The 23,444-nt window shown below is 67.1% G+C and carries 25 protein-coding genes; 10 read left to right on the plus strand and 15 right to left on the minus strand.

Annotated elements, in window-relative coordinates:
* Positions 1 to 805: SDR family oxidoreductase (locus P2Q66_RS19285; protein ID WP_275730726.1), on the minus strand; the 805-nt coding region annotated here is incomplete at its 3' end.
* A gap of 121 nt (positions 806 to 926) precedes the next feature.
* Between P2Q66_RS19285 and P2Q66_RS19290 the strand changes: the two genes are divergently transcribed.
* Positions 927 to 1,304: a helix-turn-helix domain-containing protein gene (locus P2Q66_RS19290; protein ID WP_275730727.1), complete on the plus strand. Its 378-nt coding sequence runs from the start codon at positions 927 to 929 to the stop codon at positions 1,302 to 1,304.
* A 217-nt stretch (positions 1,305 to 1,521) separates the two neighbouring features.
* The gene (locus tag P2Q66_RS19295; protein ID WP_275730728.1) at positions 1,522 to 1,785 is read left to right on the plus strand and encodes a hypothetical protein; all 264 of its coding nucleotides are present in this window, start codon (positions 1,522 to 1,524) and stop codon (positions 1,783 to 1,785) included.
* A gap of 44 nt (positions 1,786 to 1,829) precedes the next feature.
* Here the strand turns inward: P2Q66_RS19295 and P2Q66_RS19300 are convergent, their stop codons facing one another.
* Entirely contained in the window at positions 1,830 to 2,579 is a 750-nt protein-coding gene (locus tag P2Q66_RS19300; RefSeq protein WP_115526314.1) for a 3-hydroxybutyrate dehydrogenase, read from the minus strand.
* 52 nt (positions 2,580 to 2,631) lie between these two features.
* A complete protein-coding gene (locus P2Q66_RS19305; protein ID WP_275730729.1) occupies positions 2,632 to 4,014 on the minus strand; it encodes an MFS transporter in 1,383 nt (460 codons plus the stop codon).
* Positions 4,015 to 4,142: 128 nt separating this feature from the next.
* Here P2Q66_RS19305 and P2Q66_RS19310 point away from each other — a divergent pair, with 128 nt between their 5' ends.
* Positions 4,143 to 5,060 (plus strand): LysR family transcriptional regulator, encoded by a 918-nt coding sequence (locus P2Q66_RS19310; protein WP_275730731.1) that lies wholly within the window; start codon positions 4,143 to 4,145, stop codon positions 5,058 to 5,060.
* Between the two features lie 28 nt (positions 5,061 to 5,088).
* Here the strand turns inward: P2Q66_RS19310 and P2Q66_RS19315 are convergent, their stop codons facing one another.
* The 11 genes from P2Q66_RS19315 to P2Q66_RS19365 all read right to left on the minus strand — a co-directional run bounded on the left by P2Q66_RS19315 (position 5,089) and on the right by P2Q66_RS19365 (position 17,133).
* Positions 5,089 to 6,009, minus strand: a complete 921-nt coding sequence (locus tag P2Q66_RS19315; RefSeq protein WP_275730732.1) for a fused MFS/spermidine synthase — start codon at positions 6,007 to 6,009, stop codon at positions 5,089 to 5,091.
* 32 nt (positions 6,010 to 6,041) lie between these two features.
* A complete protein-coding gene (gene rfaE2 / locus P2Q66_RS19320) occupies positions 6,042 to 7,583 on the minus strand; it encodes a D-glycero-beta-D-manno-heptose 1-phosphate adenylyltransferase (protein WP_115526298.1) in 1,542 nt (513 codons plus the stop codon).
* Positions 7,580 to 9,061, minus strand: coding sequence for an aldehyde dehydrogenase family protein (locus tag P2Q66_RS19325; RefSeq protein ID WP_275730734.1), 1,482 nt, complete (start codon positions 9,059 to 9,061; stop codon positions 7,580 to 7,582). The genes rfaE2 and P2Q66_RS19325 overlap by 4 nt, the downstream gene beginning before the upstream one ends.
* 41 nt (positions 9,062 to 9,102) lie before the next feature.
* Positions 9,103 to 9,804: an SDR family oxidoreductase gene (locus tag P2Q66_RS19330; protein WP_275730736.1), complete on the minus strand. Its 702-nt coding sequence runs from the start codon at positions 9,802 to 9,804 to the stop codon at positions 9,103 to 9,105.
* A 47-nt stretch (positions 9,805 to 9,851) separates the two neighbouring features.
* Positions 9,852 to 11,324: a PfkB family carbohydrate kinase gene (locus P2Q66_RS19335; protein WP_275730738.1), complete on the minus strand. Its 1,473-nt coding sequence runs from the start codon at positions 11,322 to 11,324 to the stop codon at positions 9,852 to 9,854.
* A complete protein-coding gene (locus tag P2Q66_RS19340; protein ID WP_275730740.1) occupies positions 11,321 to 12,079 on the minus strand; it encodes an SIS domain-containing protein in 759 nt (252 codons plus the stop codon). The genes P2Q66_RS19335 and P2Q66_RS19340 overlap by 4 nt, the downstream gene beginning before the upstream one ends.
* Positions 12,076 to 13,329 carry a glycosyltransferase gene (locus P2Q66_RS19345; protein ID WP_079598354.1) on the minus strand — a complete coding sequence of 418 codons (1,254 nt, stop codon included), beginning with the start codon at positions 13,327 to 13,329 and terminating at the stop codon, positions 12,076 to 12,078. The genes P2Q66_RS19340 and P2Q66_RS19345 overlap by 4 nt, the downstream gene beginning before the upstream one ends.
* Positions 13,326 to 14,360, minus strand: a complete 1,035-nt coding sequence (locus P2Q66_RS19350) for a glycosyltransferase (RefSeq protein ID WP_275730743.1) — start codon at positions 14,358 to 14,360, stop codon at positions 13,326 to 13,328. The genes P2Q66_RS19345 and P2Q66_RS19350 overlap by 4 nt, the downstream gene beginning before the upstream one ends.
* Entirely contained in the window at positions 14,357 to 15,445 is a 1,089-nt protein-coding gene (locus P2Q66_RS19355; protein ID WP_275730744.1) for a glycosyltransferase family 9 protein, read from the minus strand. Before P2Q66_RS19355 ends, P2Q66_RS19350 begins: the two co-directional genes overlap by 4 nt.
* Complete coding sequence (locus P2Q66_RS19360; protein WP_275730745.1) at positions 15,445 to 15,981, minus strand: HAD family hydrolase; 537 nt, start codon at positions 15,979 to 15,981, stop codon at positions 15,445 to 15,447. Before P2Q66_RS19360 ends, P2Q66_RS19355 begins: the two co-directional genes overlap by 1 nt.
* A gap of 189 nt (positions 15,982 to 16,170) precedes the next feature.
* A complete protein-coding gene (locus tag P2Q66_RS19365) occupies positions 16,171 to 17,133 on the minus strand; it encodes a sigma-70 family RNA polymerase sigma factor (RefSeq protein ID WP_275730746.1) in 963 nt (320 codons plus the stop codon).
* A 145-nt stretch (positions 17,134 to 17,278) separates the two neighbouring features.
* Between P2Q66_RS19365 and P2Q66_RS19370 the strand changes: the two genes are divergently transcribed.
* Positions 17,279 to 18,319: an NAD-dependent epimerase/dehydratase family protein gene (locus tag P2Q66_RS19370; protein WP_275730748.1), complete on the plus strand. Its 1,041-nt coding sequence runs from the start codon at positions 17,279 to 17,281 to the stop codon at positions 18,317 to 18,319.
* A gap of 48 nt (positions 18,320 to 18,367) precedes the next feature.
* On the opposite strand, the gene P2Q66_RS19375 is transcribed toward P2Q66_RS19370, so the two are convergent.
* On the minus strand, positions 18,368 to 18,988 hold the full coding sequence (locus P2Q66_RS19375; protein WP_275730751.1) for a hypothetical protein: 621 nt from the start codon (positions 18,986 to 18,988) through the stop codon (positions 18,368 to 18,370).
* A gap of 208 nt (positions 18,989 to 19,196) precedes the next feature.
* On the opposite strand from P2Q66_RS19375, the gene P2Q66_RS19380 reads away from it, so the two are divergent.
* From P2Q66_RS19380 to P2Q66_RS19405, 6 genes are all read left to right on the plus strand, one after another.
* On the plus strand, positions 19,197 to 20,180 hold the full coding sequence (locus P2Q66_RS19380) for a hypothetical protein (protein ID WP_275730753.1): 984 nt from the start codon (positions 19,197 to 19,199) through the stop codon (positions 20,178 to 20,180).
* Positions 20,180 to 20,611, plus strand: a complete 432-nt coding sequence (locus tag P2Q66_RS19385; RefSeq protein WP_275730755.1) for a phage holin family protein — start codon at positions 20,180 to 20,182, stop codon at positions 20,609 to 20,611. Before P2Q66_RS19380 ends, P2Q66_RS19385 begins: the two co-directional genes overlap by 1 nt.
* Complete coding sequence (locus P2Q66_RS19390) at positions 20,608 to 21,270, plus strand: DUF3618 domain-containing protein (RefSeq protein WP_275730757.1); 663 nt, start codon at positions 20,608 to 20,610, stop codon at positions 21,268 to 21,270. The genes P2Q66_RS19385 and P2Q66_RS19390 overlap by 4 nt, the downstream gene beginning before the upstream one ends.
* 99 nt (positions 21,271 to 21,369) lie before the next feature.
* The gene (locus tag P2Q66_RS19395; protein ID WP_275730759.1) at positions 21,370 to 22,566 is read left to right on the plus strand and encodes a YihY/virulence factor BrkB family protein; all 1,197 of its coding nucleotides are present in this window, start codon (positions 21,370 to 21,372) and stop codon (positions 22,564 to 22,566) included.
* A 331-nt stretch (positions 22,567 to 22,897) separates the two neighbouring features.
* Positions 22,898 to 23,155 carry a hypothetical protein gene (locus P2Q66_RS19400; protein WP_275730762.1) on the plus strand — a complete coding sequence of 86 codons (258 nt, stop codon included), beginning with the start codon at positions 22,898 to 22,900 and terminating at the stop codon, positions 23,153 to 23,155.
* Positions 23,156 to 23,294: 139 nt separating this feature from the next.
* Positions 23,295 to 23,444: CsbD family protein (locus tag P2Q66_RS19405; protein ID WP_275730764.1), on the plus strand; the 150-nt coding region annotated here is incomplete at its 3' end.

Here is a 23,444-nt window from a genome sequence, read left to right on the forward strand (position 1 = left end):
TCAGCGTGCGCAGGTCGCCTGTGCTGACCAGGAGATCACCCCTGGCAATGCCGAGGTCCGAATCAGCCAGGATCTCAGCAAAGGCCTCGGGAACACCAACACCCTTCAGCAGTCCGGCGTAGTCCTCGGCGGGCAGGTTGTTGTAGCTGATGTCCTTGCCGGTCGCAGCGGTGATTTCGGCCGCGAGGTCCGCCATGGTGAACGCCTCATCGCCACCCAACTCGTACACCTTGCCGGCCTGGCCCTCAGCTACCAGCACCGCCGCGGCCGCGTGCGCGTAGTCCACCCGCGCCGCCCCGCTGACCTTGCCGTCTCCGGCGCTGCCAGCGATCGCACCCTGCGCCAGGGTTCCGGGCAGTTGCTCGGTGTAGTTTTCCAGGTACCAGCCGTTGCGCAGCAGGACGAAGGGGACGCCGGATTCGCGGAGGATGGCTTCGGTCTCCTTGTGCTCGGCCGCCAGCTTCATGCCGGTGGTGTCGGCGTTGGCAATGCTGGTGTAGGCCAGCAGCTCCACGCCTTCAGCCTTGGCAGCCTCGATGACAGTACGGTGCTGCTCCACCCGCTGGCCCACCTCGCTGCCGGAGATCAGCAGCACGCGGCGGGCACCCTGGAGGGCAGCAGCCACGGAGGCGGCGTCGGCATAGTCGATGGCGCGGACATCGACGCCTTGCGAGGCGAAGTCCGCCAGTTTCTCGATGGAACGTCCGGTGGCCACGATGTCACCTGCAGGAACGTTGCGCTCCAGCAGGGCCTCGACGACGTGGCGGCCGAGCTGTCCGGTGGCTCCTGTTACAACGATGCTCACGATGAATCCTTTCGGGAAGTAATGGGTTGTCGAAAGGCACAACCAGCGCCCGGACGGTTTACTTCCCAAAAGAGAGTACGCACTTTGAAGTAGGGTACTGACCTAGCGGTAAGGTGGAAGCATGGAAGCAACTACGCGTCCGCTCCCCCTGCCCATGAGCTTTGCCGACGGCGTCTTCCCGGCCGGGTGCCCCAGCCGGACCCTGCTGGACCACATCACCAGCAAGTGGGGCGTGCTGATCCTGCTGTCCCTGTCCGAAGGTGAGCAGCGGTGGAGCGAATTACGACGGCGGGCCGAGGGCATCAGCGAAAAGATGCTCGCCCAGACGCTGAAGACGCTTGAACGGGACGGCCTGGTCAGCAGGAAGGCCCAGCCGGTCATACCACCGCGGGTGGATTACAGCCTGACCGACAAGGGCTATGAGCTGAGCGGCCTGCTTGTTCCGCTGGTGGGCTGGGCGTTCGACAACGCCGACGAAATCATCAACGGCAAGCGCTGACTGCCGACTGGGTCGACCGCCGGGCAAGCCCCCGGCGCGAAGCAAGTAGTGCCGATTTTCAATGTGAGTACTTGTTACTGGTGTGACTGATGTGAATAGTGAATAGCTTTGGCGTATGGTGCCAGCCGGAATAGGAGGGCCGTCCTCGCGCTGGGAGCGTTCCGGTTACCTGCACCGACAGTGTGCGGCTCGCTGCCGCCGCAAGGAGGTGGTACGCATGGTGAAAGCATATGTCCAGGACCTGTCGAGCATGGGTAAACCGGTGAGCTTGGGCTCGGTCGCGGCGCAGGTGTGGAGCCGCATTGCGAGGCCCTTCGCGCCGCGGTCCCCGTACAGGATCGGTGACGCCGTGGTGGCCGACGATCCCTTCAAGGGCCGCCGTGAGGGAGTGGTGGTGTTCCTGCAGGGCTTGTCCGCGGGCGTGGATACCGCCGAGGGCGTTTTCTTCTACGACCACCGGCAACTCAAGAAGCTGGACTAGCCGCTGAAGGCGGCCAGTCCAGCTGTCGGACTGCCAAAGAGTGCCTAGCGGGCAGACCAGCCGCCATCCATGGTGTAGCTGGCGCCGGTGACCATGCCGGCATGGCCGGATGCCAGCCATCCCACCAGGGAGGCCACCTCTTCAGGCTCCACCAGGCGCTTGATGGCGGACTCGGTGAGCATCACTTTGGCCAGGACTTCAGACTCGGGGATGCCGTGCACCTGGGCCTGGTCCGCAAGCTGCTTCTCCACCAGTGGGGTGCGGACGTAGCCGGGGTTGATGCAGTTGGACGTCACGCCATGCTCACCGCCCTCCAATGCCGTCACCTTGCTCAGCCCCTCAAGGCCGTGCTTCGCCGAAACATAGGCGCTCTTGAATGGCGAGGCCCGGATGCCGTGCACGGATGACACGTTGATGATGCGGCCGAAGTTGTTGGCGTACATGTGCGGCAGCGCTGCCCGGATCAGCAGGAACGGGGCTTCCAGCATCAGGGTGAGGATCCGCCGGAATTGGAGGGGATCGAATTCCTCGATGGGGCTGACGCGCTGGATCCCGGCGTTGTTCACCAAAATGTCGCAATCCAGGCTCAGGGTGGCGAGCGAGTCCACGTCCAGCAGATCCACCACCCAGGCCGTGCCGCCCACCTCATCGGCGAGGGCCGCGGCCCCGGCGGAGTCGACGTCGGCCACCACTACCTTTGCCCCGCGGGAGGCGAGTTCCCGCACGCAGGCGGCACCGATGCCGCTGGCCCCGCCGGTGACAAGTGCCTTCCGGCCGTTCAAATCGTGTTCCATCACTTTTCCCATCGTATGCATAGTCAACTGGCTGTCCAAGGGCTCAAACAGCTCAGCGCCGGGCCGCCGGGAGCAGCCCCTCGCGGGCGGCGTCGGCCTTGTCCACGTCCTCCAGGGCAATGCCCTTGGTCTCCCTCAGGCTCAGCACGGCAATGGAGGTGACGATGCAGGCGACCACCAGGTACAGGGCTGTGGGTACCCAGGAACCGGTGTCCTTCAGCCACTGCGTGGCCAGCAGCGGGGCGAGCGAACCGGCGAAAATGGACGTCACCTGGGAACCGAGCGACACACCGGAGTACCGCATCCGGGTGGGGAACAGTTCCGCCATGATGGCGGGCTGGCCGGCGTACATAAAGGCATGCAGGCACAAGCCGATGGTGACGGCGGCGACGATGATCACGGCGTTGCGGGTATCGAACATGGGGAACGCGAAGAACGGCCAGGCTGCCCCGGAGATGGCACCGATCAGGTACACCGGCTTGCGTCCCAGCGTGTCCACGAGCCGCCCCACCTGCGGGATGACCAGGAAGTGGATGACGTGGGCGATCAGCAGGGCCAGCAGGAGCGAGGATGTGTCGTACTGGTGAACGCTCTTGAGGTAGACGATGGAGAAGCTCACCACGAGGTAGTACATGATGTTCTCGGCGAAGCGCAGGCCCATGGCCTGAAGGATGCCCTTGGGGTACTTGCGGACCACTTCAAACACGCCGTAGCTGACGGCCTGCTCCTTCTCCACCAGGGCCTTGGCCTCGAGGAAGATGGGGGCCTCGGTGACGTGGGTGCGGATGTAGTAGCCAACAAACACGATCACCGCGGACAGCCAGAACGCCACGCGCCAGCCCCAGCCCAGGAACGCCTCGGGGCTCAGGGTGGAGGACATGATGAACAGCACCAGCGTGGCCAGCAGGTTGCCGACGGGTACTGCCGCCTGCGGCCAGCTGGACCAGAAACCGCGGGACTTGTTGGGGCTGTGTTCGGCAACCAGCAGCACGGCACCGCCCCATTCGCCGCCCAGTGCGAAGCCCTGGATGAAGCGCAGTGCAACCAGCAGGGTGGGCGCCAGGTAGCCAATCTCCGCGAAGCCGGGGAGGCAGCCCATCAGGAACGTTGCCACGCCCACAATGACGATGGTCAGCTGCAGCGTGGGCTTGCGGCCCAGCTTGTCACCGATCTGACCGAACACGATGCCGCCGAGCGGACGTGCCACGAATCCGACGGCGTAGGTGATAAAGGCCTGGATGATGCCATCCAGCTCGTTGCCGGTAGCCGGGAAGAAGTACTTTCCGAAGACCAGGGTGGCTGCGGTGGCGTAGAGGAAGAATTCGTACCACTCCACCACGGTACCCACCATGGAGGCGGCGACGATTTTCTTCAGCCCCGACCCTTTGGCTGCGGACCCGGCATTGTTGCCTGCCGGGCGTTGCTCTACGCTCACTGTTTCTCCTTGGTGTCCACCTTGACACGTGCTGTGATCCACAGCACTGACGACTACCCTGAGTATTGCTGCACAAACCTGCGGCTTCAATAACCAAAGCGGCACCAACTGTGTGCAGAATTGCAGATATGAACGCCAACCCCGATGACCTGCTGGTCCTGCTCGCAGTCTCCCGCTCCGCCAAATTTACGACGGCGGCCCAGGCTTTGGGCCTGAACCACACCACCGTTTCCCGCCGGATCGCCGCGCTGGAGAAGGCGCTGGGCGGACGGGTCCTGGCCCGGGCAACGGGCGGCTGGGAACTGACGGAACTGGGCGAACAGGCCGTGCGTGTTGCCGAGCAGGTGGAGGAGGTGCTGGGCACGCTGGGACCGGCGGGCAAGGCACCCGACCCCATTGCCGGCGTCGTGCGCATGACGGCGACGGACGGCTTCAGCGCCTACATCGCCGCCCCGGCGGTGGCCCGGCTGCGGCGTGAGCACCCGGGACTGAGCGTTGAAGTGGTGACCATGACCCGGCGTGCACTGCAGCAGCGTTCCGGGCTGGACATCGAGGTGGTGGTGGGCGAGCCGCAGGTGCACCGCGCCGAGGCCGTCCGGCTGGGCGACTACATGCTGGGCATGTACGCCTCGCGGGCCTACCTGGCCGAGCACGGTACCCCGGCAACGGTCGCCGAGCTCAATGAGCACCCGCTGGTGTATTTCGTGGACTCGATGCTGCAGGTGGACGACCTCGATGCGCCCCGGCGGCTGGTGCCGGCCATGCGGGACGGGCTGACGTCCACCAACGTCTTTGTCCACGTGGAGGCAACCCGGGCCGGTGCGGGCATCGGCTTCCTGCCCTGCTTCATGGGCGACCTCCACGATGACCTGGTCCGGCTGCTGCCCACCGAGATCGCCGAACTGCTCCCCTACTGGATGGTGCTCCGGCCGGATTCACTGCGGCGCCCGGCCGTCGCCGCTGTTGTGGGGGCGCTGCGGGAACAGATGGCAGCCCACCACGAAGCGCTTATGGGGAGGGGCAAAACCTCATCGAGTGCTCCGTAACGGCCTTTTTGGAGCTCGAAAACGGCGTTTATGGAGCAATCGATGGTGCTGCGGGATCGTGGCGGACCGGGGATCCGGCGGCGAAGGCGCGGACCTGGGCGTCGTTCCACAGGTGCGCGGGAACGGCACCACCGAGGAGCCGGCGCGCAAGCTGGGGGTCGTCCCCGAAGGGAACGTCGCTCCCGGCCATCACCATGTTTCCGTAACGCCGGCCCTTCAGCATGGCGGGGTCCGCGATGATCACGGTGTGTTCGAACGCGGCCGCGATGGTGGCGGCGTCCTCCCGGGCGTTCTTCAGGTCCGGCGCATCGCCGGAGTTCACCACATAGAGCCCGCCCGGAGCCAGGACCCGCCGCACATGCTGGTTGAATTCCGCGGTGGTCAGGGAGCGCGGGGTCAGGGCGCCGGCAAAGACGTCCCGGATGATGAAGTCCCGGGTGTCCGCCGTAAGGGACTCCGTCACCTCACGCGCCTCCCCCACCCGCAGCCGCAGCAGGGGCGCTTTGGGCAGGTCGAACCAGCCGCGCACGTATTCCGCGAGCTTCCCGTCGAGCTCCACCACCACCTGCCGCGCGTCCGGGTAGACGGCGGCAAAGTAGCGCGCCAGGGAGCAGGCACCGCCGCCCAGGTGGAGGCCGCGCAGCCGCGGGGGCCCGGCAGGAGAAGCGGACGACGGCGGCCAGCGCGACTCGATGAGCGCCGCCATCCAGCGCATGTACTCGAAGTCCAGGAACAGCGGGTCCGCGAGGTTGATGTGCGAGCTCATGACGCCGTTGATCTTCAGGAGCCAGCCGGTGGAGTTGTCCTGGTCCGCGATCAGCTCGCAGTCACCGGTGTCGATGTAATACACGCCCTCCACGGGACCGTCCGGCCTGGTTCCCTTCGGCACGTCCACGACTCCCGCCGTCGAACGGCCGCCCCGGCCTCCTGACTTTCCGCGTTTCGCCATTACCCGTGCCCCGCTTCAGTCATGCTTCAACCCTAGTTGGTAGGCACCGCTCCTTCGCCTTCGCGGATGCGCTTCACTACGGCGGTGGTGGAGCGCTCCGCCACGTAGTCCAGGATTGCCACCCGGCCGCCGTACTCCTCCACCGCCGGGGTCTCGGCCAGCATCTCGGGGGTGTAGTCCCCGCCCTTGGCGTAGACCTCGGGCCGGAGCTGCTTGATCAGCGGCGCAGCGGTGGGGGTATCGAAGACCGTCACGTAGTCCACGCAGCTGAGGGCGGCCACCACGGCTGCCCGGTCGGCAACGCCGTTGATGGGCCGGCCCGCGCCCTTGAGCCGGCGGACGGAATCGTCGCTGTTGAGGGCCACCACCAGGATGTCGCCCAGCTGCTTGGCCTGGTTGAGGTAGCGGGTGTGGCCGCTGTGCAGTACGTCGAAGCAGCCGTTGGTGAGTACGATCTGCTGGCCCTGTGCCCTGTGCACCGTGAGCTGGCGTTCCAGTTCGTCCGCGCCCAGGGCCGTGTCCGCGAATGCCCGCAAATAGCGGCTGAGTTGCTCCGTGCTACAAACCGATGTGCCCGGCTGGTGCACCACAACGTCCGCTGCGGACTGCGCCAGGTCCAGGCTGGCCGTGAGCGGCAGGCCGGCTGAGCGGGCCAGCGTGAGTGCCGCCACGAACGTGTCCCCCGCGCCGGATGCCTGCTTCTCGGCGGCAGGCCGTGCCCACGTCCGGTGCCGCACGCCATCCGGGGTCAGGAGCACAGTACCGTCGCGGTCCAGCGTGACCACCACGGCCCGGGCACCGGTGGCTGCCAGCAGCGCGTCCGCCTGCCCGCCCACGGCGTCCACCCGTTCCTGCCCGTCGGGGAGCCGGCGGTCCAGCAGCCGCGCGGTTTCCTGCGCGTTGGGCGTGACCAGGTCCGGGTGCAGCGGCGCCCAGGGGCGCGGGTCGTGCGCATCGACCACCACCATCTGCCGGCGCGTTTCCCGGTCCCCCTGTTCCGCGGCGGCGAGCGCCTCCACCAGTCCGGCACGCACCGGGTCTGCCAGCACTCCGGTGCCGTAGTCGCACACGAGCACGGCGTCCTGGCGTTCGACAGCGGCACGCACCGAGGCGGCGAGCGCGGCAAGCGCGTCGGCCGGGACGGTCTTGGCTGAGTCGTCGAGGCGGAGCATTACCTGTCCGCCGCTGCTGATCCGGATCTTGGTGGTGGTCACCATGTCCGGGTGGGAGTGCAGGTGCCGGACGTCGATGCCGGCGGCCACCAGCTGGTTCTTCAGGTCCACCCCGGCGTCGTCTGTTCCGATGATCCCGGCCACGGAAACCCGGGCTCCCAGGGCGGCCAGGTTCATTGCGGTGTTGGCGGCGCCGCCGGGCGCGGAATCGCGGGCCTGGAGGTCCACCACCGGGGCCGGGGCCTCCCGGCACAGCCGCTCGATGCTGCCGCTCCACCAGCCGTCCAGCATCACGTCGCCGATCACCAGGATGCGCGGTTCTTCAGCCGCGAGCCGTCCGGGCAGCCACTCGGACAGGGCCCGCTGGGTGGAGAGGTCCACGGCGTCGGGAGAGATGCTCATGGCTGGTCCTGTCCTTCAATCGCCCGTTCTTCAGCGGCCCGTTCTTCCGTAGCCGGTCCGGCGGAACGCCTGGCACCGGCGGGCGGCGCGGCGATGTGCACTACCTTGACCTGGCTGAACTCATCCAGCAGTTCGGGACCGTAACCGAACCCGTGGCCGCTCTCGCCGCGCGGCTGGGCAGCGCCGCCGGGGGCGCCGCCGAACACTTCGTTGACCTTGACCGTTCCCACGGGCAAGGACGCCACAGCCTGCTGGATATGGGCAATGTTGCCGCTCAGGACTGTGGCGGCGAGGCCGTACTTTCCGCTGCACGCCAGGCGCAGGCCGTCGTCGAACGTTTCGACCACCTGCACCGGGGCGACGGGACCGAACGTCTCCTCCGTCATCACCTGCATCCCCTCCGTGCAGCCGAGCAGCACCGTGGCCGGGTAGAAGGAGCCCGGCCCGTCCGGCAGGACACCACCCTCCACTGCCCGCGCGCCCTGGTTGAGGGCGGCCGTGACGTGGGCGTGCACCTCGTCCCGCATGCGCAGGTCCACCAGCGGTGCCACGGATCCGTTGCTGTTCCGCGCTGCCGCTTCGGCTTCAAGGGCGGCGCAGAATTCGGCGGCGATGTCCTGGTGGACGTAGATCCGTTCCACGGAGGTGCAGATCTGCCCGCTGTTGCTGAAGGCGCCGATGGCAGCCTGTTCAGCTGCCCAGGCGGGATCCACGTCGCGGTCCACCAGCAGGGGATCGTTGCCGCCGTTTTCGCGGATGACGTGGGCACCCGTCAGCGCACCCGCCCTGGCAATCCGGGCACCGGAGGCACTGGAACCGACGTGCGCCAGCACATCCACGTCCGCCTCGGACAGAAGGGCACCAACGTCCGCTCCGCCCGAAATGGTCAGGAAAACTCCCGGCGGGAAGGCCGGCGCCAGGACTTCACCCAGCGCTTCACCCAGGCGCGGGCACCGCTCGCTGGGTTTGTGGATGACGGTGTTGCCCGTGACCAGTGCCGCGCCTATCAGGCCGCAGGCCACCGCAACCGGATCATTCCACGGAGTCAGGAGGACTGCCACACCCCGCGGTTCGGCCACCGTGTAGTCAGAGGCAAGCCGGTTGCCGCGGAGGCTGTGGCCGCGGTGGACGGGGCCCAGTTCGGCGTACTGCTCAAGGGTGGACACACCGGCGGCGATTCCCGCCAGCGCTTCCCCGACCGGACGGCCCGTCTCGCTGGCGTTGAGCCCCGCCAGTTCCTGCGCTGCTGCCTCGAGCGCCTTGGCCGCTGTGCGGAGCGCGGCGCCCCGCTCGGCCGGTGGCGTGGCGGCCCATTCACCGGCGGCGCGGCGGGCCACCTCCACGGCATGGTGCACCGCACCGGGTTCTGCTTCCGGTACGGTCCACAGCACCTCGCCGGTGCGCGGGTCCCGGATGGTGATGCCGGAGCCTTCTGCTGGGTCCCGTCTTGTGGTCACTTCGGTGGCGGTTGTAGGCATGGTTTTCCTCCCGACGATTCCGTTCTAGTCCGTTTGCGGGCTTAGGGCCAGGAGCCCTCTTCCTCGTGGCAGATCAGCATCTCGCGGACCTCGCACCCGGTGGGCTGCCGCAGCGCGAACAGGATGGCCTGGGCCACGTTGCCGGGGTCGTTGAGGCGGGAATCGTCCTGCGGCTTGTACTGCTCGGTGCGGTCGTCAAAGAATCGCGTCTTCATGCCGCCAGGGATCATGGTGGTGACGCCGATTTCGCCGCCGGTCTCCGCGGCGAGCGCGTGGCTGAAGCCCACCACACCGAACTTCGAGGCGCAGTACGCCGTTGCATCGGCCACCGCCCGCTTGCCCAGCGTGGAGGCAACGGTGACAACCCGGCCGTGGCTGGTTTTGAGGTAGGGCAGGGCAGCGCGCACCACGGACACGGTGCCCATCAGGTTCACCCCGATGACCTTTTCCCACTCCGTGGCTTCGACGTCGGCGAGCTTGCCGCACCGGTCGATGCCGGCCGCGGTCACCACCGCGTCCAGGCCACCTATGGTTTCGGCCGCTTCCCGCACCGCCTTTTCCACGGCCAGGCGGTCGGCAACGTCCACTTCAAAAGCCTTCACGGCAGACACGCTGCTGATATCGCGGTCCAGCACCACCGGAGTGCCGCCCGCCTGCAGGACGGCGTCGACGACGGCGGCGCCCAGTCCCGAGGCACCTCCCGTCACGAGGACGCGGCCGGGTGTTGTGGAATCTGCAGTCATGGTGTTCCTTTCGATGGGAAATACAAGTCGATCGGGATGAAAAAAGGTCAGCTCACCTTGGCGAGCGCGTCGGCCAGCCCGGTGGTGGATCGTGCCGGGTGGTAGGGGACGGTGAGGCAGCGGCCGCCCCAGCTTTCCACGAGTTCCGTTTCGGGCAGCCGGGCACCCTTGTAGTCGCCGCCCTTGACCCAGATGTCCGGGCGCAGCCGCTCCAGGGCGGCTTCCGGGGTGTCTTCGTCGAAAACCAGCACCGCGTCCACGCATTCCATGGCGAGCAGCAGCTCGGCCCTGTCGTGCTGGCCGATGATGGGGCGTTCGGGGCCCTTGAGCCGCCGCACCGAATCATCCGAGTTCAGGCAGACGATCAGGCAGTCCCCCAGCTCGCGGGCAGCGGTCAGGGACCGGACGTGCCCGGCGTGCAGCAGGTCGAAGCAGCCGCCGGTGGCCACCACCGTGCCACCGCTCTGCCGGACCGAACGGGCAAGCAGCAGCGGTTCGGTGGAGCGGCGCCGGGCTGCCGCCGGGGATTCGTTGTTCCGGCCGGCAGGCTCTGTGGTGCGGTCCGGGAGTGCTGAGACGCCGCCCGCGGCCAGGAAATCCGCTGCCTCGTGGACTGCCAGTTCGGCGGCTTCCTCGAGGGACCGGCCGGCCAGGAGGTGCACGGCCAGCCCGGCCGCCAGGCGGTCGCCGGCACCGCACGGATCGCCCGCCTCCACCCGCGGGGCAGGAACAGGGTGCGGTGTTGCATTGTTGTCCCGCAGCAGGACTGCGCCCTGTTCGCCCTTGGTGACCAGGACTGCCTTGCTGCGCCAGTGGTCCAACAGGATCCGGCCGGCTTCGACGGCCTGGTCCTGCGGCGCCTGGTCCTTGTGCGCCTGGTCCTTGTGTGCGTCGGGCCTGTGCGCTTCGGGCTTGTTCGTTACGGTCCGAGCATCTTTCGGCGCCCGGGACTGGGCGGCCCTGACGGCTTCGGACAGGTTCGGCGTGACCACGGCGACGCCGGGGACGGGATCCGGCCCGGCGGGGTGCGGGTCCCAGATGATGGGAACCTCATCGGCAAGCCGGGCCAGGAGATCCCGCAGCCGGGGGTTGGCCGCCACTCCCCTGCCGTAATCGGCGACGATAATCACTCCAGCCTCTTCCACGGCACGGAGCATGGCGGGGCTGACCTCGGGAACAGGCGTCTTTTCGCATCCCTGGTCAAAGCGGACCACGGGATGGGATCCGGCCCTGACCCTGGTCTTGACCGGCGACTGGTAACCACTGGGACCTGCCACCAGGCGCACTCCGGCGAGATGCTCCTGGAGCTGCCGCCCGGCGTCGTCGTCGCCCAGCACCGTCACCAGCGTGACGGGCCAGCCGTCCTCAGCCAGCATCCGGGCCACCAGCCCGGCGCCCCCTGCGCGACGCCGGACGTCCGAGACATCCACTACCGGCACCGGGGCGTCCGGGCTGAGCCGTGTGGCCTCCCCGGAGAGGTCCACATCCAGCATGACGTCGCCCACCACCACGATCCTCATGGCCGGCCACCTCCCTGGGGCAGTCCGGTTGCCGGCAGCCCGGCTTTGGGCATTCCCGATGTCGGAACTCCGGCGGGCACGGCGGGACTGCGGCGGCCTACCTCCATGTCAAAGGCACGGCACAGTGCGTGCAGCGCGATCAGGTGCCCCTCCTGAGCATTGGCGTTGAGGGCGTCGATCATCACGGCCTCATCGCAGGCGTCGGCCAGCGGGTTGGGCCCCGCGCCGGTCAGTGCCCAGGTGGTCACGTTGAGGCGGGACGCCATCTCGGCAGCGCGCAGCAGGTTGGGGCTCTTGCCGCTGGTGGACAACAGCATCAGCACGTCCCCGGAGCGGGCATGAGCCCGCACCTGCCGGGCAAAGACGTCGTCGTAGCCGTAATCGTTGGCGATTGCGGTAACGGCCGAGGACTCGGCGTGCAGGGAGATCGCGGAGAACGGGACGCGCTCGCCGTCGAACCGGCCCACCAGTTCCGCGGTGAGGTGCTGCGCCTCGGCAGCCGAACCGCCGTTGCCGGCAGCGAGGAGCCGCTGGCCGCGGAGCAGGCGCTGGGCCAGCTCCACGCCCCAGGCGGCGAGCCTGCCGGACTGGCTGCGCAGGGAATCCAGAGCCGGAAGCACGTTGTCCAGGTGGATGCGGACGGCGTCGGCGCTGGCCGGGTCCACAAAGGCGGCACCAGGCATCGCAGCGGGCAGGGCAGGCGGGGTGGCCAGTGCCCGCAGGTCGGCTTCCTTCAAGGACCATTCAGCAGTCACAGCACTGCTCCTTCCATGGGAACCACGCCGGCCGGGGCCTCCGCCACTGCCAGCTGGTAGGCCTTTTCGGTTTCGGCGGCCACGCGGTCCCAGGAATACCGGGTCCGGGCACGTTGCTGGCCGGCCTTGCCGAGCTCAGCCCGCAGGGACGGGTTCCCGAGCAACAAGGTGAGCGCCGACGCGATGGCTTCCGGGTCACGCGGCGGCACATGCAGCCCGGTGGTGTGGTCCACCACCGTGTCCCGCAGGCCACCCACGGCGGCGGCCACCACGGGAACGCCGCAGGCCATGGCCTCCAGGGGGACGATGCCGAAGGGCTCGTACCAGGGCGCGCACACCACGGCATCGGCGCTGCGGAAGATCCCCGGCATCTCGCCCCGGGAAACCTGGCCCTGGAGGGACACCTGGTCCGAGACTCCCAGCTCGGCGGCCAGGTCCAGCAGGCGCCGGACCTCCGGGTCGGCGTGCAGCGCCCCCGAGTCCCCGCCGCCGCCCACAATCAGCAGCTCGACGTCGTCGAACCCTGCCTCGCGCAGGTACGGCAGGGCCCGGATCACCAGGTCAACGCCTTTCCGCGGCACCAGCCGGCCCACGGACAGGATGCGGTGCCGGCGGTTCCTGGCGGCGATGGGGCCGTCCGCAGAGAAGAAGCCGAGGTCCACGCCGCAGGGCGCGATGGAAACCTTGCCGGTGGTGATGCCCATGGCTTTGAGCTCAAAGACCTCGTCCGAGCAGGTGGCAATGATCCTGTCCGCGGAGCGGCCCACACCCGGTTCCAGCCAGCGGCGTTCCTGCGGGCTGGTGTCCTCCGCGCCCTGGTGCCGCCGCTTGACGGTGCCCAGGGCGTGGAAGGTCTGGATGACCGGGACGCGGTAGCCGGCGTCGGGGCGCCTTGCTGCGTCCAGTGCGGCCAGCCCGGACATCCAGAAGTGGCCGTGCACCACATCCGGCGGACGCTGGCCCCAGTCCCTGGCCACGCCGTCCGCGAGCTCGCCCATGTACGGCAGCAGCTCATCCTTGGGAACATGGCAGGCAGGGCCTGCATCGACGTGGACCACATCGAACCGGCGCCCCACCCGGACCCGGGAGGGAAGCCCCGTCGCGTCCCTGCGGGTATAAACGGTGACGTGGTGGCCCCGCTTGGCAAGCGCCTCGGAGAGCGCGGCAACATGGACGTTCTGCCCCCCGGCATCCACCCCGCCCAGCGCCGCCAGCGGACTGGCGTGCTCGGAAATCATGGCGATCTTCATGGTGTCTTCCTCTCTCGCGCCGGGACAAGGATCCGCTCGTCCGGGTGCTCGTTGACGGAGTGCCGGGGCAGGCCGCGCAGGTCCGCCAGGAGCTCATCCCAGCGGTCCTGGAACTTGCCCAGGCCGTAACGTTCCAGTGCCGCCTCACGCGCGGCAACGCCCCGCCGTCGGGCTTCATCCGGATTGGCGATCAGCCGCCGCGCACAGCGGAGCAGCTCATCAACATCGGCGGAAACGGCGCCGGCCTCCGGCGGCACCGCCCGCGGCGCTTCGGTGGTGGCCAGGGCCACCACCGGCATTCCCAGGTGCATGGCTTCCAGGAGGGACAGGCCCAGGGAAGTCCAGCGCATCGGGTGTACGTAGACGCGGCAGCGCGCCAGTTCGCGGTGGAGTTCCTGCGTCCGCAGGTCTCCCCGCGCCGTCAGGCGGGTCTCCGCGATCCCGGTGGCGGCGGCAAGCCCGTCCGTCTTCATGCCGAAGACCTGCAGCGGGGCAACCGAGGCGAATGCCGGCAGCAGGTCGGTGCCCGTGACGCGGCCGCGGCGTACCGGTTCGTTGACCACAACCCCCAGCTCCGCCAGCTCACCGGTGTATAGCTGCCCGGGGTCCGGGATGCCGTGTTCGATGACCGTGCTGGACGCGGAACCGTTGTCCCAGGCCAGCCTGTTGAAGTGGGTCACGTGGACGATCGGGATGTTGTGCTGGTCAGCGAGCGGGTGGGTGGTGAACGGGAAGTCGCCCTTCGGCGTGTTGTGCTCCACGTACACCGCCGGGAGGTCCAGCCCGGGGGTGCGGCCGAGTATCCGGGTGACCTCGCCTATCTCCTCGGGGCGTTGGAGGACGACGGCGTCAACAGCGTCCGCGTCGAGCGTCGCCAGGTCCACCTCCCGCACGGATGGCGGCCAGTCCCTGCCGGCACGGCCAAGTCCCCAGGCACCGCCTTCCGGCAAGACTGGAAGCAGGTACTCATGACGGCCGCGGACGAAGGCGTCCGTCCAGGAACCGTGGACATGCCAGAGCAGGATTTTCATCTGTTGCGGGCCTTTCTACGGGTGCTGACGTGGGTGCTGAAGGAGCTCACTCCGCCCATCAGCCGTTCCACGGCTGCCACCACTTCCTCAGGGGATACGGAGTCAAGGCAGGGGTGGCCCGGGACGGGGCAGACGCGGGCGCGGGTCATCCGGCAGGGCGCGTTCTGGTCGCCGAGGAGTTCCAGGGGCACCCCGTAAGGTGCCCAGCGGATGGCCGGCACCACGGGTGAAAAGAGGCAGACGACGGGGGTCCCCACGGCGGCGGCAAGGTGCGCCGGGCCGGTGTTCCCGGTGACCACGGCCTCAGCCCCCGCCATAACACCGGCCATCGTCTGGAGGTCAGTGCGCCCGCCAAGGTCCAGGGCCGAGGGGCCGGCAACGGTTGCGGTGAGGGAGGTTTCATTCGGTCCGCCGGTCACCACCACCCGGTGGCCCGAACCCTGGAGGAGTTCGACGGCGGCCGCATGGTGCAGCGGCGGCCAGGCCCTGGCCGGGACGGCAGCCCCGGGATGGACCACCACGTAGGGTTCGTGTCCCACGAGGTCCCGGACGTCGGGGACGGATGCCACCCGGAGCTTGCCGTCGTCGCCAGCAGGCAGCCGGAACCCGGCGGCCTCGGCGATGCCCAGGGCACGCTCCGCCTCGGGCTGGTCTTCCGGAAAGTCTTCCCCCGGCTTGAGCCGGACGTCCAGCAGGGATCCGGCGTAGTCGGTGGACGCCCCGGTGATCCGTTGAACGCCGGCCAGCCGGAGCAGCAGTGCCAGCGGCAGCGGGGACTGGTGGAAGGAGGTCAGGATGACGGCTTCGGTGATCCTGGAATTGCGGACGTATTCGATGAGCCTGTCGGCGTGCGGGCCGGTCATCTTCGGCGCGGGATTCATGATCCAGGGGCTGTCCCAGCTGTAGACCTCCGCCACCCCGGGCAGTAATCCCGCGGCGGCCTCGCCTTGCCTGCCGCACAGCATCACCACGTGGTTGGCACCGCTGCCGTCGGGGATCCGGCCATTCGCCACGGCGCGGACAGCAGGCCCCGCCAGGAGGACGTCGCCCATGCTGTCCAGGCGCGCCACCAGGACCCGGCCCATCAGGGCGCTTCCCGCAGCAGGCCGACGGCGGCCGCCAGGTCCGGTGCGACCAGCCGCGCTGCGGCCACCTCCTCAGCCCGGGTCACCGGGGTGGGAACCAGCACGCCTGTTGCTCCGGCGGCTTCCGCAGCGCCGACGTCCGCCCCGATGTCTCCGATCAGCGCTGCCTCCGATTCCCGGATGCCGAGTTTCCTGCAGGCACTGTGGACCATGCCGGGCGCCGGCTTGCGGCAGGCACAGCCGTCCTGCTCGGAATGCGGGCACACTTCCCACACATCAAAGGGTCCCAGGAGTTCTTCCACCCTGGCGTTGACCCCTGCCACGTCGGCTTCCGTGATCAGGCCACGCGCAATACCCGACTGGTTGCTGATGACGCCGGTTGCTATGCCTTCAGCCCGGAGGCCGTCCAGCACGGCTTTGGCGCCCGGCATCGGCCTGACCAACGCGGGGTCCCCGTTATAGGGCACATCGACCACCAGGGTCCCGTCCCGGTCGAACAGGACAGCCCGGAGCTTGGAGGTTACGGAGCTTCCCATATCCACACTGTTCCCCACTGCTCCTGCTCCTAAACAGGGCCGGACGCTTTTCTCGGCTTTCGGACAGAGAAGTTCCGAGCCGTTGAACAGGCAAGATAGGAATTACGGGACTGCTGCTGCTCCTTCGGGGCCGCCTTGGCGGTGTACGCGGGGGGTGGTTTGGCGAGCGGGGATGCGGCTGGCCGGCCGCTACCTGGTCCTTGCCCTGGCACCGATCCGGCGGACCGGAACGTCATCTGCCGCGCCGGCATTCACACTCCGGACGGACCGGCAGGAACCCGTGGAGCCGGCCGCACGGCCAGCGCCGGCACTGAGCCGCGCTGCTCCGCCCCCACCGTGGTCACCGGCAGTTCCACCAAGCCGCGAGCTGCTCTCAAGCCGCCGCTGGAGTTCCACCAGCACACGGGCCAGCCTTCGTGAAACCTGCATCTGCGACATGCCCAGCCGCTTTCCCAGTTGCACCTGGGTCTCCTCGCAGAAGTAGCGGCGATAGAGCAGTTCCCTGTCCTCCGCGTCCAGGTCCTGCATGGCGTCGCGCAGGCAGGCCAATTCTTCCAGCCGTTCGAGCGGAGTATCCGGACACGCCAGCAACTCCCCGATGGACGGAGCGTCCGAGTGCGGATTGACGGCGTCCAGCGAATCCGGGTGCATGCTGCTGGAGGCCGAGATTGCCTCCTGCACTTCCGCCGGGTCCGTCCCGAGCTCCCCGGCCAACTCCTCCACGCTGGGGTTCCTTCCCAGCGCCTGGGTCAGCTCCGGCTCTGCGCGGAACATGCGGGTTCTCAGGTCCTGGATGTGGCGTGGAGGACGGACCACCCACGTGCGGTCGCGCAGGTACCTCTTCAGCTCACCGGTGATGGTGGGGGCTGCATAGGCAGGAAAGCTTTCACCCTTGGACTGGTCAAAGCCGCGGGCTGCCTTCACCAGCCCCAGGTAGGCCACCTGGTTCAGGTCTGCGCGTTCGCGGCCGCGGGCTTCGAACCGCCCAGCAAGGGCCTCCGCGAGGTCCAGGTAGCCCAGGACAAGGTCGTTCTCGAAGGCCTGCCGCAACCGGCCTGAAGAGGCGGTCGAAGCATTCCTGTGCGGAAGTTCTGGTTGTTGTTGGCGGACTGGCGTAACATCCACGGCAAGTGCGGCAAGAGAGTCGGGCATTGTCGTTGGTACCTCCGGTCTGGTTCCGAAAGCCTGCGGCAAGACTTAGCAGTAGGAAATCATAAGCCTGCTTATAAAACAATCCTTCCTGGCTATAGGCTCGGCATGTCAGCGGAAATACCCACCCCGCCAAGGAGTATTTTTCATGCGCATCGCCATTACCGGAGCCAGTGGAAATGCAGGAACTGCACTTCTCCGCAACCTTCAGGGCCAGCTGGCCAAAAAGCCCGGAAGCCTGCAGCTGACCGGGATCAGCCGCAGGCTCCCCGACACCTCGCGGGAACCCTACGCGGGCGTTGAGTGGCACACCCTTGATATCGGCGTGGATAGCGACAGGCCACTGTTGGAGTCGGCACTGGCCGGAGTGGATGCCGTAGTGCACCTGGCCTGGCAGATCCAGCCCAACCGGGACCTGGAGCAGCTGTACCGGACCAACGTCAACGGCACCAGGCGCGTATTGGAAGCGGCAAGGACCGCGGGCGTCAAGCAGATCGTCTGCGCTTCCTCCGTGGGCGCCTACAGCAAAGCCCCCAAGGACCGGCGCGTCGACGAGTCGTGGCCGGCAGGGGGCATGGCCGGCTCGCATTACAGCCGGCACAAGGCAGAGCAGGAAGAGATCCTGGACCGTTTTGCGGAAGCAGAGCCGGGCATTGCAGTGGCAAGGCTTCGCCCGGGCCTCATCTTCCAAAGCGAGGCTGGGAGTGAGATCGGCAGGTACTTCCTGGGCCGGGTCATTCCCCGGCTCTTGCCCGGCAAACTCAAGGTTTCACTGCTGCCTGCCCCGGACAACCTGATCTTCCAGGCGGTCCATGCCGACGACGTGGCGGAAGCCTATTGGCGGGCCGTCAACCAGCGCGCGTCAGGAGCCTTCAACATTGCTGCCGAGCCTGTACTGACACCCCAGGAACTCGCCCGGATCGTGGGGGCACGGAGGATTCTCCCCGTCCCCATGGGACTGCTCCATGCGGTTGTGGACATCGCGTGGAGGTTGCGGCTGCAGCCTACGGACTCCGGATGGGTGGAAATGGCGGCAGGGGCTCCTATCATGGACACCAGCCGGGCCCGCCGCATCCTAGGATGGGAAGCGAAAACCTCATCCGTCGATGCGGTCAAGGAAGTCCTCGAGGGCATGGGAAAGGGGAAGGGTGTCAGCCCTTCCCCCCTCCTCAAGCCGCGCCGGCCCTGACGGCCTCAGCGGCGCCAGGCCGACCCTACGAAAGCCTGATACCGGCGACTAGATACCATTTCGCGGGTTTTCCCTGTCCCTGCGGGCGGCTTCCTCCCGCGCAGCCTCGGCACGGGCAGCGTCGCTGCGAATCGGATTGCGCCCGTCAGTTTCAGCCGGGGTCCCGTCCTGGCGCGCAGCGTCGATGCGGCGGGCTTCTTCGTCATCCATCCGGCCACGGTCCGCGTGCAAGCCCTCGCCCCGAGCGCCGCCCACTCCACCACCCGGGCCGGTTCCTGCATCCCTGTCCGTTGCGGCGTCCCTGACAGCGTCGTCACGGGTGCCGGCACTCCTCCTGCTGCCGTCCTTCTGGACATCGGGATCCACTTCGTCCGCCTTGCGGGCATGGCTGGCCACGTCAGCGCGAAGGGATTGGGCTTCCCTGGCGGTCGATTCAGCTTCCTGCCGGAGCCGCGCAGCGTCCACCTGAGCCTGTTCCGCATCAGCACGTGCACGGGTGGCCTTAGCCTCGCGCTCCCGCGCGTCCAGTTCCATCTTTTCCGCCTCGCGGCGAATTTCTGCTGCCTTTTCCCGGTGCGCTTCATCGCGCTTTTGCTGCAACGCCTTCCGGCGCCTTCCGGTTAACAGCAGCAGCACAATCAGCACCACTACAACAATGGCGACGACCACCCAAACCCATGGAGCTGTTTCCAAATTACCCACCACTTTCCACTCGATGTGACCGTGCAGGCCTGCGCCATTCCGGCTGACTTCTGGAACCGTTATAACTCGCTTAGCAAGGGTACTTACCTTTTATTAGTAATCATGCTTATTATTTTACGGCCAGTATTGCTGGTTCTTGATCAACAACCGGCCTTCTTGGAAAGAGAGAGCGAAGATGACAGAGAACCAATGGCCCGAGGATCCCGCTTACACGGCTCCCCCGGCCTCTACGGGAATTCCGGGCGAGCGGACTGCCTCCACCTTTCCACCCGCCGCTACTCCTCAGACAGGAGTTACACAGACCGGGGTTACACAGACCGGTGACACCTCCGGGGCGTCCCGAAAGGATGCGGCAAAGGAAGAAGCAGCAGACGTAGCCCGCACGGCAAAAGGCTCCGCCCAGAATGTGGCGCAAACAGCCAAGGAAGAGGCGGCCAACGTTGCGTACGAAGCGAAGAACAGCGCAAAGGATCTCCTCAACCAGGCCAAGTCCGGGCTGAGCAGCCAGGCCGGCACCCAGCAGCAGAAGGCGGCCGAGGGCATTCGCACCATTTCCAGCCAGCTGCAGAGCATGGCTAATGCTCCTGAGCAGCAGGGCGTGGCCAGTGACCTCATCCGGCAGGCCGCGGAGCGCAGCGAGTCCATGGCTTCCTGGCTTGAGAACAGGCAGCCGGGCGACCTGCTGGGCGAGGTCCAGCGCTTCGCACGGAACCGCCCGGGCACCTTCCTGCTCCTTGCAGCAGGAGCCGGCATCCTGGCCGGCCGCCTTACCCGCGGACTCGCCGCAGGCGCCCAGGAGAGCTCCACCACCACGCCCCGCACAGCCGGGCTGGCAGGACAGTACTCCGGCACCCCCTACGGCGACCAGTACAGCGAATCCTACGTACCGGCCGGTGGCACCGTCCCGCCCCCGCCGGTGCAGCTCCCTGGCCCGGCTACCACCACGGCAGGGTACGACGGCGGCGCTCCCGGCAGCGTCTACGGTGAAACCGCGCGCCCGGCCAGTGGGCTGGACAGCCCGCAACTGGTCGAGGAACCGTGGTCGGGAAACCAGGTTGCCAATGACCCCTTGGGAGACCGCGATCTCGCCGACGAGCCGATGACCAACGATCCCCTGACCCGCGACCGTCGCGCAGGCGGCCAGTCAGGCGGGCTCTGATGAGCAGTCAGATTCCGGAGCCTCCTCCGACTGAGGCGCATCAGAAGGCGGAAAACGCGTCGCTGGGTGAGCTGCTGGGTGATGTGACCCGGGACCTGTCCACCCTGATGCGCCAGGAAGTGGAACTCGCCAAGGCCGAAGCAAAGCAGTCCGCCACCAAGGCAGGAAAGGGCGCCGGGATGCTCGCCGGCGCCGGCGTGGCCGGACACTTCGTCCTGCTCTTCCTGTCCCTGGCGCTGATGTTCGCCCTGGGCGCCCTGATGCCGCTGGGCTGGGCCGCCGTGATCGTCGCCGTGATCTGGGGCATCATCGCCGCGGTCCTGGCCTCGATCGGACGCAAGGAACTCAAGCAAATCAAGGGCATGCCCCAGACCGGCGAAACACTGTCCGAAATCCCCCCAACCCTAAAACCAGGTGAGGTAAACCGATGAGCGATAACCCGGACGCAATCCGTTCAGACATAGAAGCCACCCGCGCACGCCTGGGCACCAACGTGGACGCCGTCGCGGACAAGGTCACCCCGTCCAACATCGTCCACCGCCAGACCGACAAGGTCAAAGGCGCCGTCACCGGGGTCAAGGAGAAAATCATGGGAGCAGCAGACACCGCCACCACCCGGGTCCAGGACAGGGTCCACACCGGCACCGAACACACCGGCAACGCCCTGCACAGCACCGGCGACACCCTCCACGGAGCCAAGGACACCGCCGCGGCCAAACTCAGCGACGCCGGCACCGCCATCTCCCACGCACCGGACCAGGTCAAAGCCAAAACCCAGGGCAACCCCCTGGCCGCAGGCCTGATCGCGTTCGGCGCCGGGATGCTCGTCTCGTCCCTGATCCCGGCCAGCCAAAAGGAACGCGAAGCGGCCGACCAGCTCAAGAACGCCGCGCAGCCCCTGGCCACCCAGGTCACCGACGCCGCCAAGGACATGGTCCAGGACCTCAAGGAACCGGCCCAGGAAGCCATGGAAAACGTCAAGGCCACCGCCACCGACGCAGCCCAGAACGTCAAAGCCGAAGGCCAGCACGCCGCCACCGACGTCAAGGACCGCGCCACCGACGCCAAAACCAACGTCCAAAACACCTGACCCGCCACTGGACGCGGCACCAGCACCACCTGAGAGGCCGGCCCCGCCATCCGCGGAGCCGGCCTTTCAGTTTTCGCACCCTTATCGAGAGGACACCCCATGGCCACTCATGACGCATCCGAGACCAGCACCGCCAAGGCAGGCCAGGCCCCGGATCCAAATGACTCACGGAAACCGGGCAGCCCCAAAGACCTGGACAGGCCGAACTGGAAGTACATTGCCAAGAAAACCCTGCGGGAATTCAACAAGGACCAGTGCCCCGACCTTGCCGCAGCCCTGACCTACTATGCGGTGCTGTCGCTGTTCCCGGCCATCCTGGCACTCGTTTCACTGATTGGGATTTTCGGGGATCCGCAAAAAACCACCGACGCCCTCCTGCAGATCGTGCGAGGTTTCGCTCCGGCGGAGACGGTCAACACTGTCAGCGGCACCGTCTCGGAACTGGCGAACGCGCCGGCCGCAGGGTTCACGCTGGTCATCGGCCTTGCCACCGCACTGTGGTCCGCGTCGGGGTATGTGGGGGCTTTCGGCCGCGCCATGAACCGCGTCTACGAGGTGGATGAGGGCCGGGCGTTCATCAAGCTCCGTGGCACCATGCTCGCAGTCACGCTGCTCGCCATTGTGATCATTGCCCTCCTCGCCGGCATGCTGGTCCTCAGCGGCCCGGTCTCCGAGGCCGTGGGCGGGCTGATCGGCCTCAGCGGCGTGTTCCTCACGGTCTGGAACATCGCCAAATGGCCGGTGATGGTGGCCCTGATCATCGTCATCATCGCGGTCCTCTACTACGCCACTCCCAACGTCAAGCAGCCAAAGTTCAAGTGGATGAGCATGGGTTCCGGCATTGCCCTGTTCGTGTTCCTGCTCGCCTCGCTCGGCTTCGGGTTCTATGTGGGTAACTTCGGCAATTACAACAAGACCTACGGTGCACTGGGCGGCGTCATCGTCATGCTGCTGTGGCTCTGGATCCTGAACATGTCGCTGCTCTTCGGCGCAGAGTTCGACGCCGAGATGGAGCGGGGCCGCCAGCTCCAGGCAGGTATCGAGGCAGAAGAGACCATTCAGCTGCCGCCGCGTGACACCAAGAAGAGCGAGAAGCTGCAGAAACAGGAAGAAGAGGACATCAAGCACGGACGGGAACTGCGCGAGAAGTACAGCGCCGATGACGACCAGGCTGACGATTCAGATGAGGACCGGAGCTCAGGCCAGGAAACGCAGTCGCACCGCGACCGCGTCCGCGACAAGGTGCAGGACCGCGCCACGCGCGACGACGACGGCCAGGGAAACGGCGGCCGTTAGGCACGCAGCCCAAAGGACTAGGCAGGACCTCCACAATGGGGGAAAATTGTTGTGGAGGTCCTGTTCAAGTTTCCCGGGTTGTCGGCAGCCCGGGGCAAGGCGGGGCCGGCGGTGAGATGGCCTCTTCTGAGACCGAGGCCAGTCCCCCCAGTCGCCGTCGGCCCCCTCGATCCGGTTGAACCGGCGGGGGTCCCGGCACATTTAGAGGGTACGACTGGACAAAATGATCCGTACTGCAATACTTTCATGATTACTCTGCTGGCCCTTTTGGTGCCGGCAGGGCCGCTGAAGCAGATACGGCGGCATCACGGTCGACCCTTAATGAGCGGACATGCCTGCTACACACTTTGAAGACTTTCTTGCCGAAGCAGTTGTTCCGGACAGGGAGCCCGGCCTGGGCCTCGGACGCGACGAGCTTTATGGCCTGTACACCAGCTGGTGCCTGCTCCACAAAGCCCCGCTGCAACCTCCCGAAGCCCTCTGGGAAGCGTTGCAGGAGCAGGGCATCAACCCCGACAGTAACAACCTCTCGATGACGGGTCCTGCCGCGGCTGACTACATCGTCGCCAGCGCTCCTGACCTGGTCTGACATTCCGACCCTTCCCTTGATGGCTTTTTGCAGGTCAGGCGCTTGCGCGCCTCTGTTGCAGTGTTGCGCGTCTGGCTAGCATAAAAGCATGACCGGCGGCATTCTGGTCCGCCGGTCACCAGCCGAAGGGAAAAATGCCATGGGTTTGGATGACAAGATCGAAAATGCCGCCGAGAAATTGGGCGGCAAGGCCAAGGAAGCCTCGGGCCGGGCTACGGATGATCCGGGGCTTGAGTCCGAAGGCAAGATGGACCAGAGCAAGGCCGACCTGAAGCAGGCCGGCGAGAAG

The organism is Arthrobacter sp. Cr_A7 (assembly GCF_029222765.1).
Classification (GTDB): Bacteria; Actinomycetota; Actinomycetes; order Actinomycetales; family Micrococcaceae; genus Arthrobacter.

What these genes read in the sequence shown, in the direction of transcription:
- P2Q66_RS19290 (WP_275730727.1), top strand. Translation starts at nt 927, where the DNA reads ATGGAAGCAACTACGCGTCCGCTCCCCCTGCCCATGAGCTTTGCCGAC.
- P2Q66_RS19295 (WP_275730728.1), top strand. Translation starts at nt 1,522, where the DNA reads ATGGTGAAAGCATATGTCCAGGACCTGTCGAGCATGGGTAAACCGGTG.
- P2Q66_RS19300 (WP_115526314.1), bottom strand. Translation starts at nt 2,579, where the DNA reads ATGGAACACGATTTGAACGGCCGGAAGGCACTTGTCACCGGCGGGGCC.
- P2Q66_RS19310 (WP_275730731.1), top strand. Translation starts at nt 4,143, where the DNA reads ATGAACGCCAACCCCGATGACCTGCTGGTCCTGCTCGCAGTCTCCCGC.
- P2Q66_RS19315 (WP_275730732.1), bottom strand. Translation starts at nt 6,009, where the DNA reads ATGGCGAAACGCGGAAAGTCAGGAGGCCGGGGCGGCCGTTCGACGGCG.
- rfaE2 (WP_115526298.1), bottom strand. Translation starts at nt 7,583, where the DNA reads ATGAGCATCTCTCCCGACGCCGTGGACCTCTCCACCCAGCGGGCCCTG.
- P2Q66_RS19325 (WP_275730734.1), bottom strand. Translation starts at nt 9,061, where the DNA reads ATGCCTACAACCGCCACCGAAGTGACCACAAGACGGGACCCAGCAGAA.
- P2Q66_RS19330 (WP_275730736.1), bottom strand. Translation starts at nt 9,804, where the DNA reads ATGACTGCAGATTCCACAACACCCGGCCGCGTCCTCGTGACGGGAGGT.
- P2Q66_RS19335 (WP_275730738.1), bottom strand. Translation starts at nt 11,324, where the DNA reads ATGAGGATCGTGGTGGTGGGCGACGTCATGCTGGATGTGGACCTCTCC.
- P2Q66_RS19345 (WP_079598354.1), bottom strand. Translation starts at nt 13,329, where the DNA reads ATGAAGATCGCCATGATTTCCGAGCACGCCAGTCCGCTGGCGGCGCTG.
- P2Q66_RS19350 (WP_275730743.1), bottom strand. Translation starts at nt 14,360, where the DNA reads ATGAAAATCCTGCTCTGGCATGTCCACGGTTCCTGGACGGACGCCTTC.
- P2Q66_RS19355 (WP_275730744.1), bottom strand. Translation starts at nt 15,445, where the DNA reads ATGGGCCGGGTCCTGGTGGCGCGCCTGGACAGCATGGGCGACGTCCTC.
- P2Q66_RS19360 (WP_275730745.1), bottom strand. Translation starts at nt 15,981, where the DNA reads ATGGGAAGCTCCGTAACCTCCAAGCTCCGGGCTGTCCTGTTCGACCGG.
- P2Q66_RS19365 (WP_275730746.1), bottom strand. Translation starts at nt 17,133, where the DNA reads ATGCCCGACTCTCTTGCCGCACTTGCCGTGGATGTTACGCCAGTCCGC.
- P2Q66_RS19370 (WP_275730748.1), top strand. Translation starts at nt 17,279, where the DNA reads ATGCGCATCGCCATTACCGGAGCCAGTGGAAATGCAGGAACTGCACTT.
- P2Q66_RS19380 (WP_275730753.1), top strand. Translation starts at nt 19,197, where the DNA reads ATGACAGAGAACCAATGGCCCGAGGATCCCGCTTACACGGCTCCCCCG.
- P2Q66_RS19385 (WP_275730755.1), top strand. Translation starts at nt 20,180, where the DNA reads ATGAGCAGTCAGATTCCGGAGCCTCCTCCGACTGAGGCGCATCAGAAG.
- P2Q66_RS19390 (WP_275730757.1), top strand. Translation starts at nt 20,608, where the DNA reads ATGAGCGATAACCCGGACGCAATCCGTTCAGACATAGAAGCCACCCGC.
- P2Q66_RS19395 (WP_275730759.1), top strand. Translation starts at nt 21,370, where the DNA reads ATGGCCACTCATGACGCATCCGAGACCAGCACCGCCAAGGCAGGCCAG.
- P2Q66_RS19400 (WP_275730762.1), top strand. Translation starts at nt 22,898, where the DNA reads ATGCCTGCTACACACTTTGAAGACTTTCTTGCCGAAGCAGTTGTTCCG.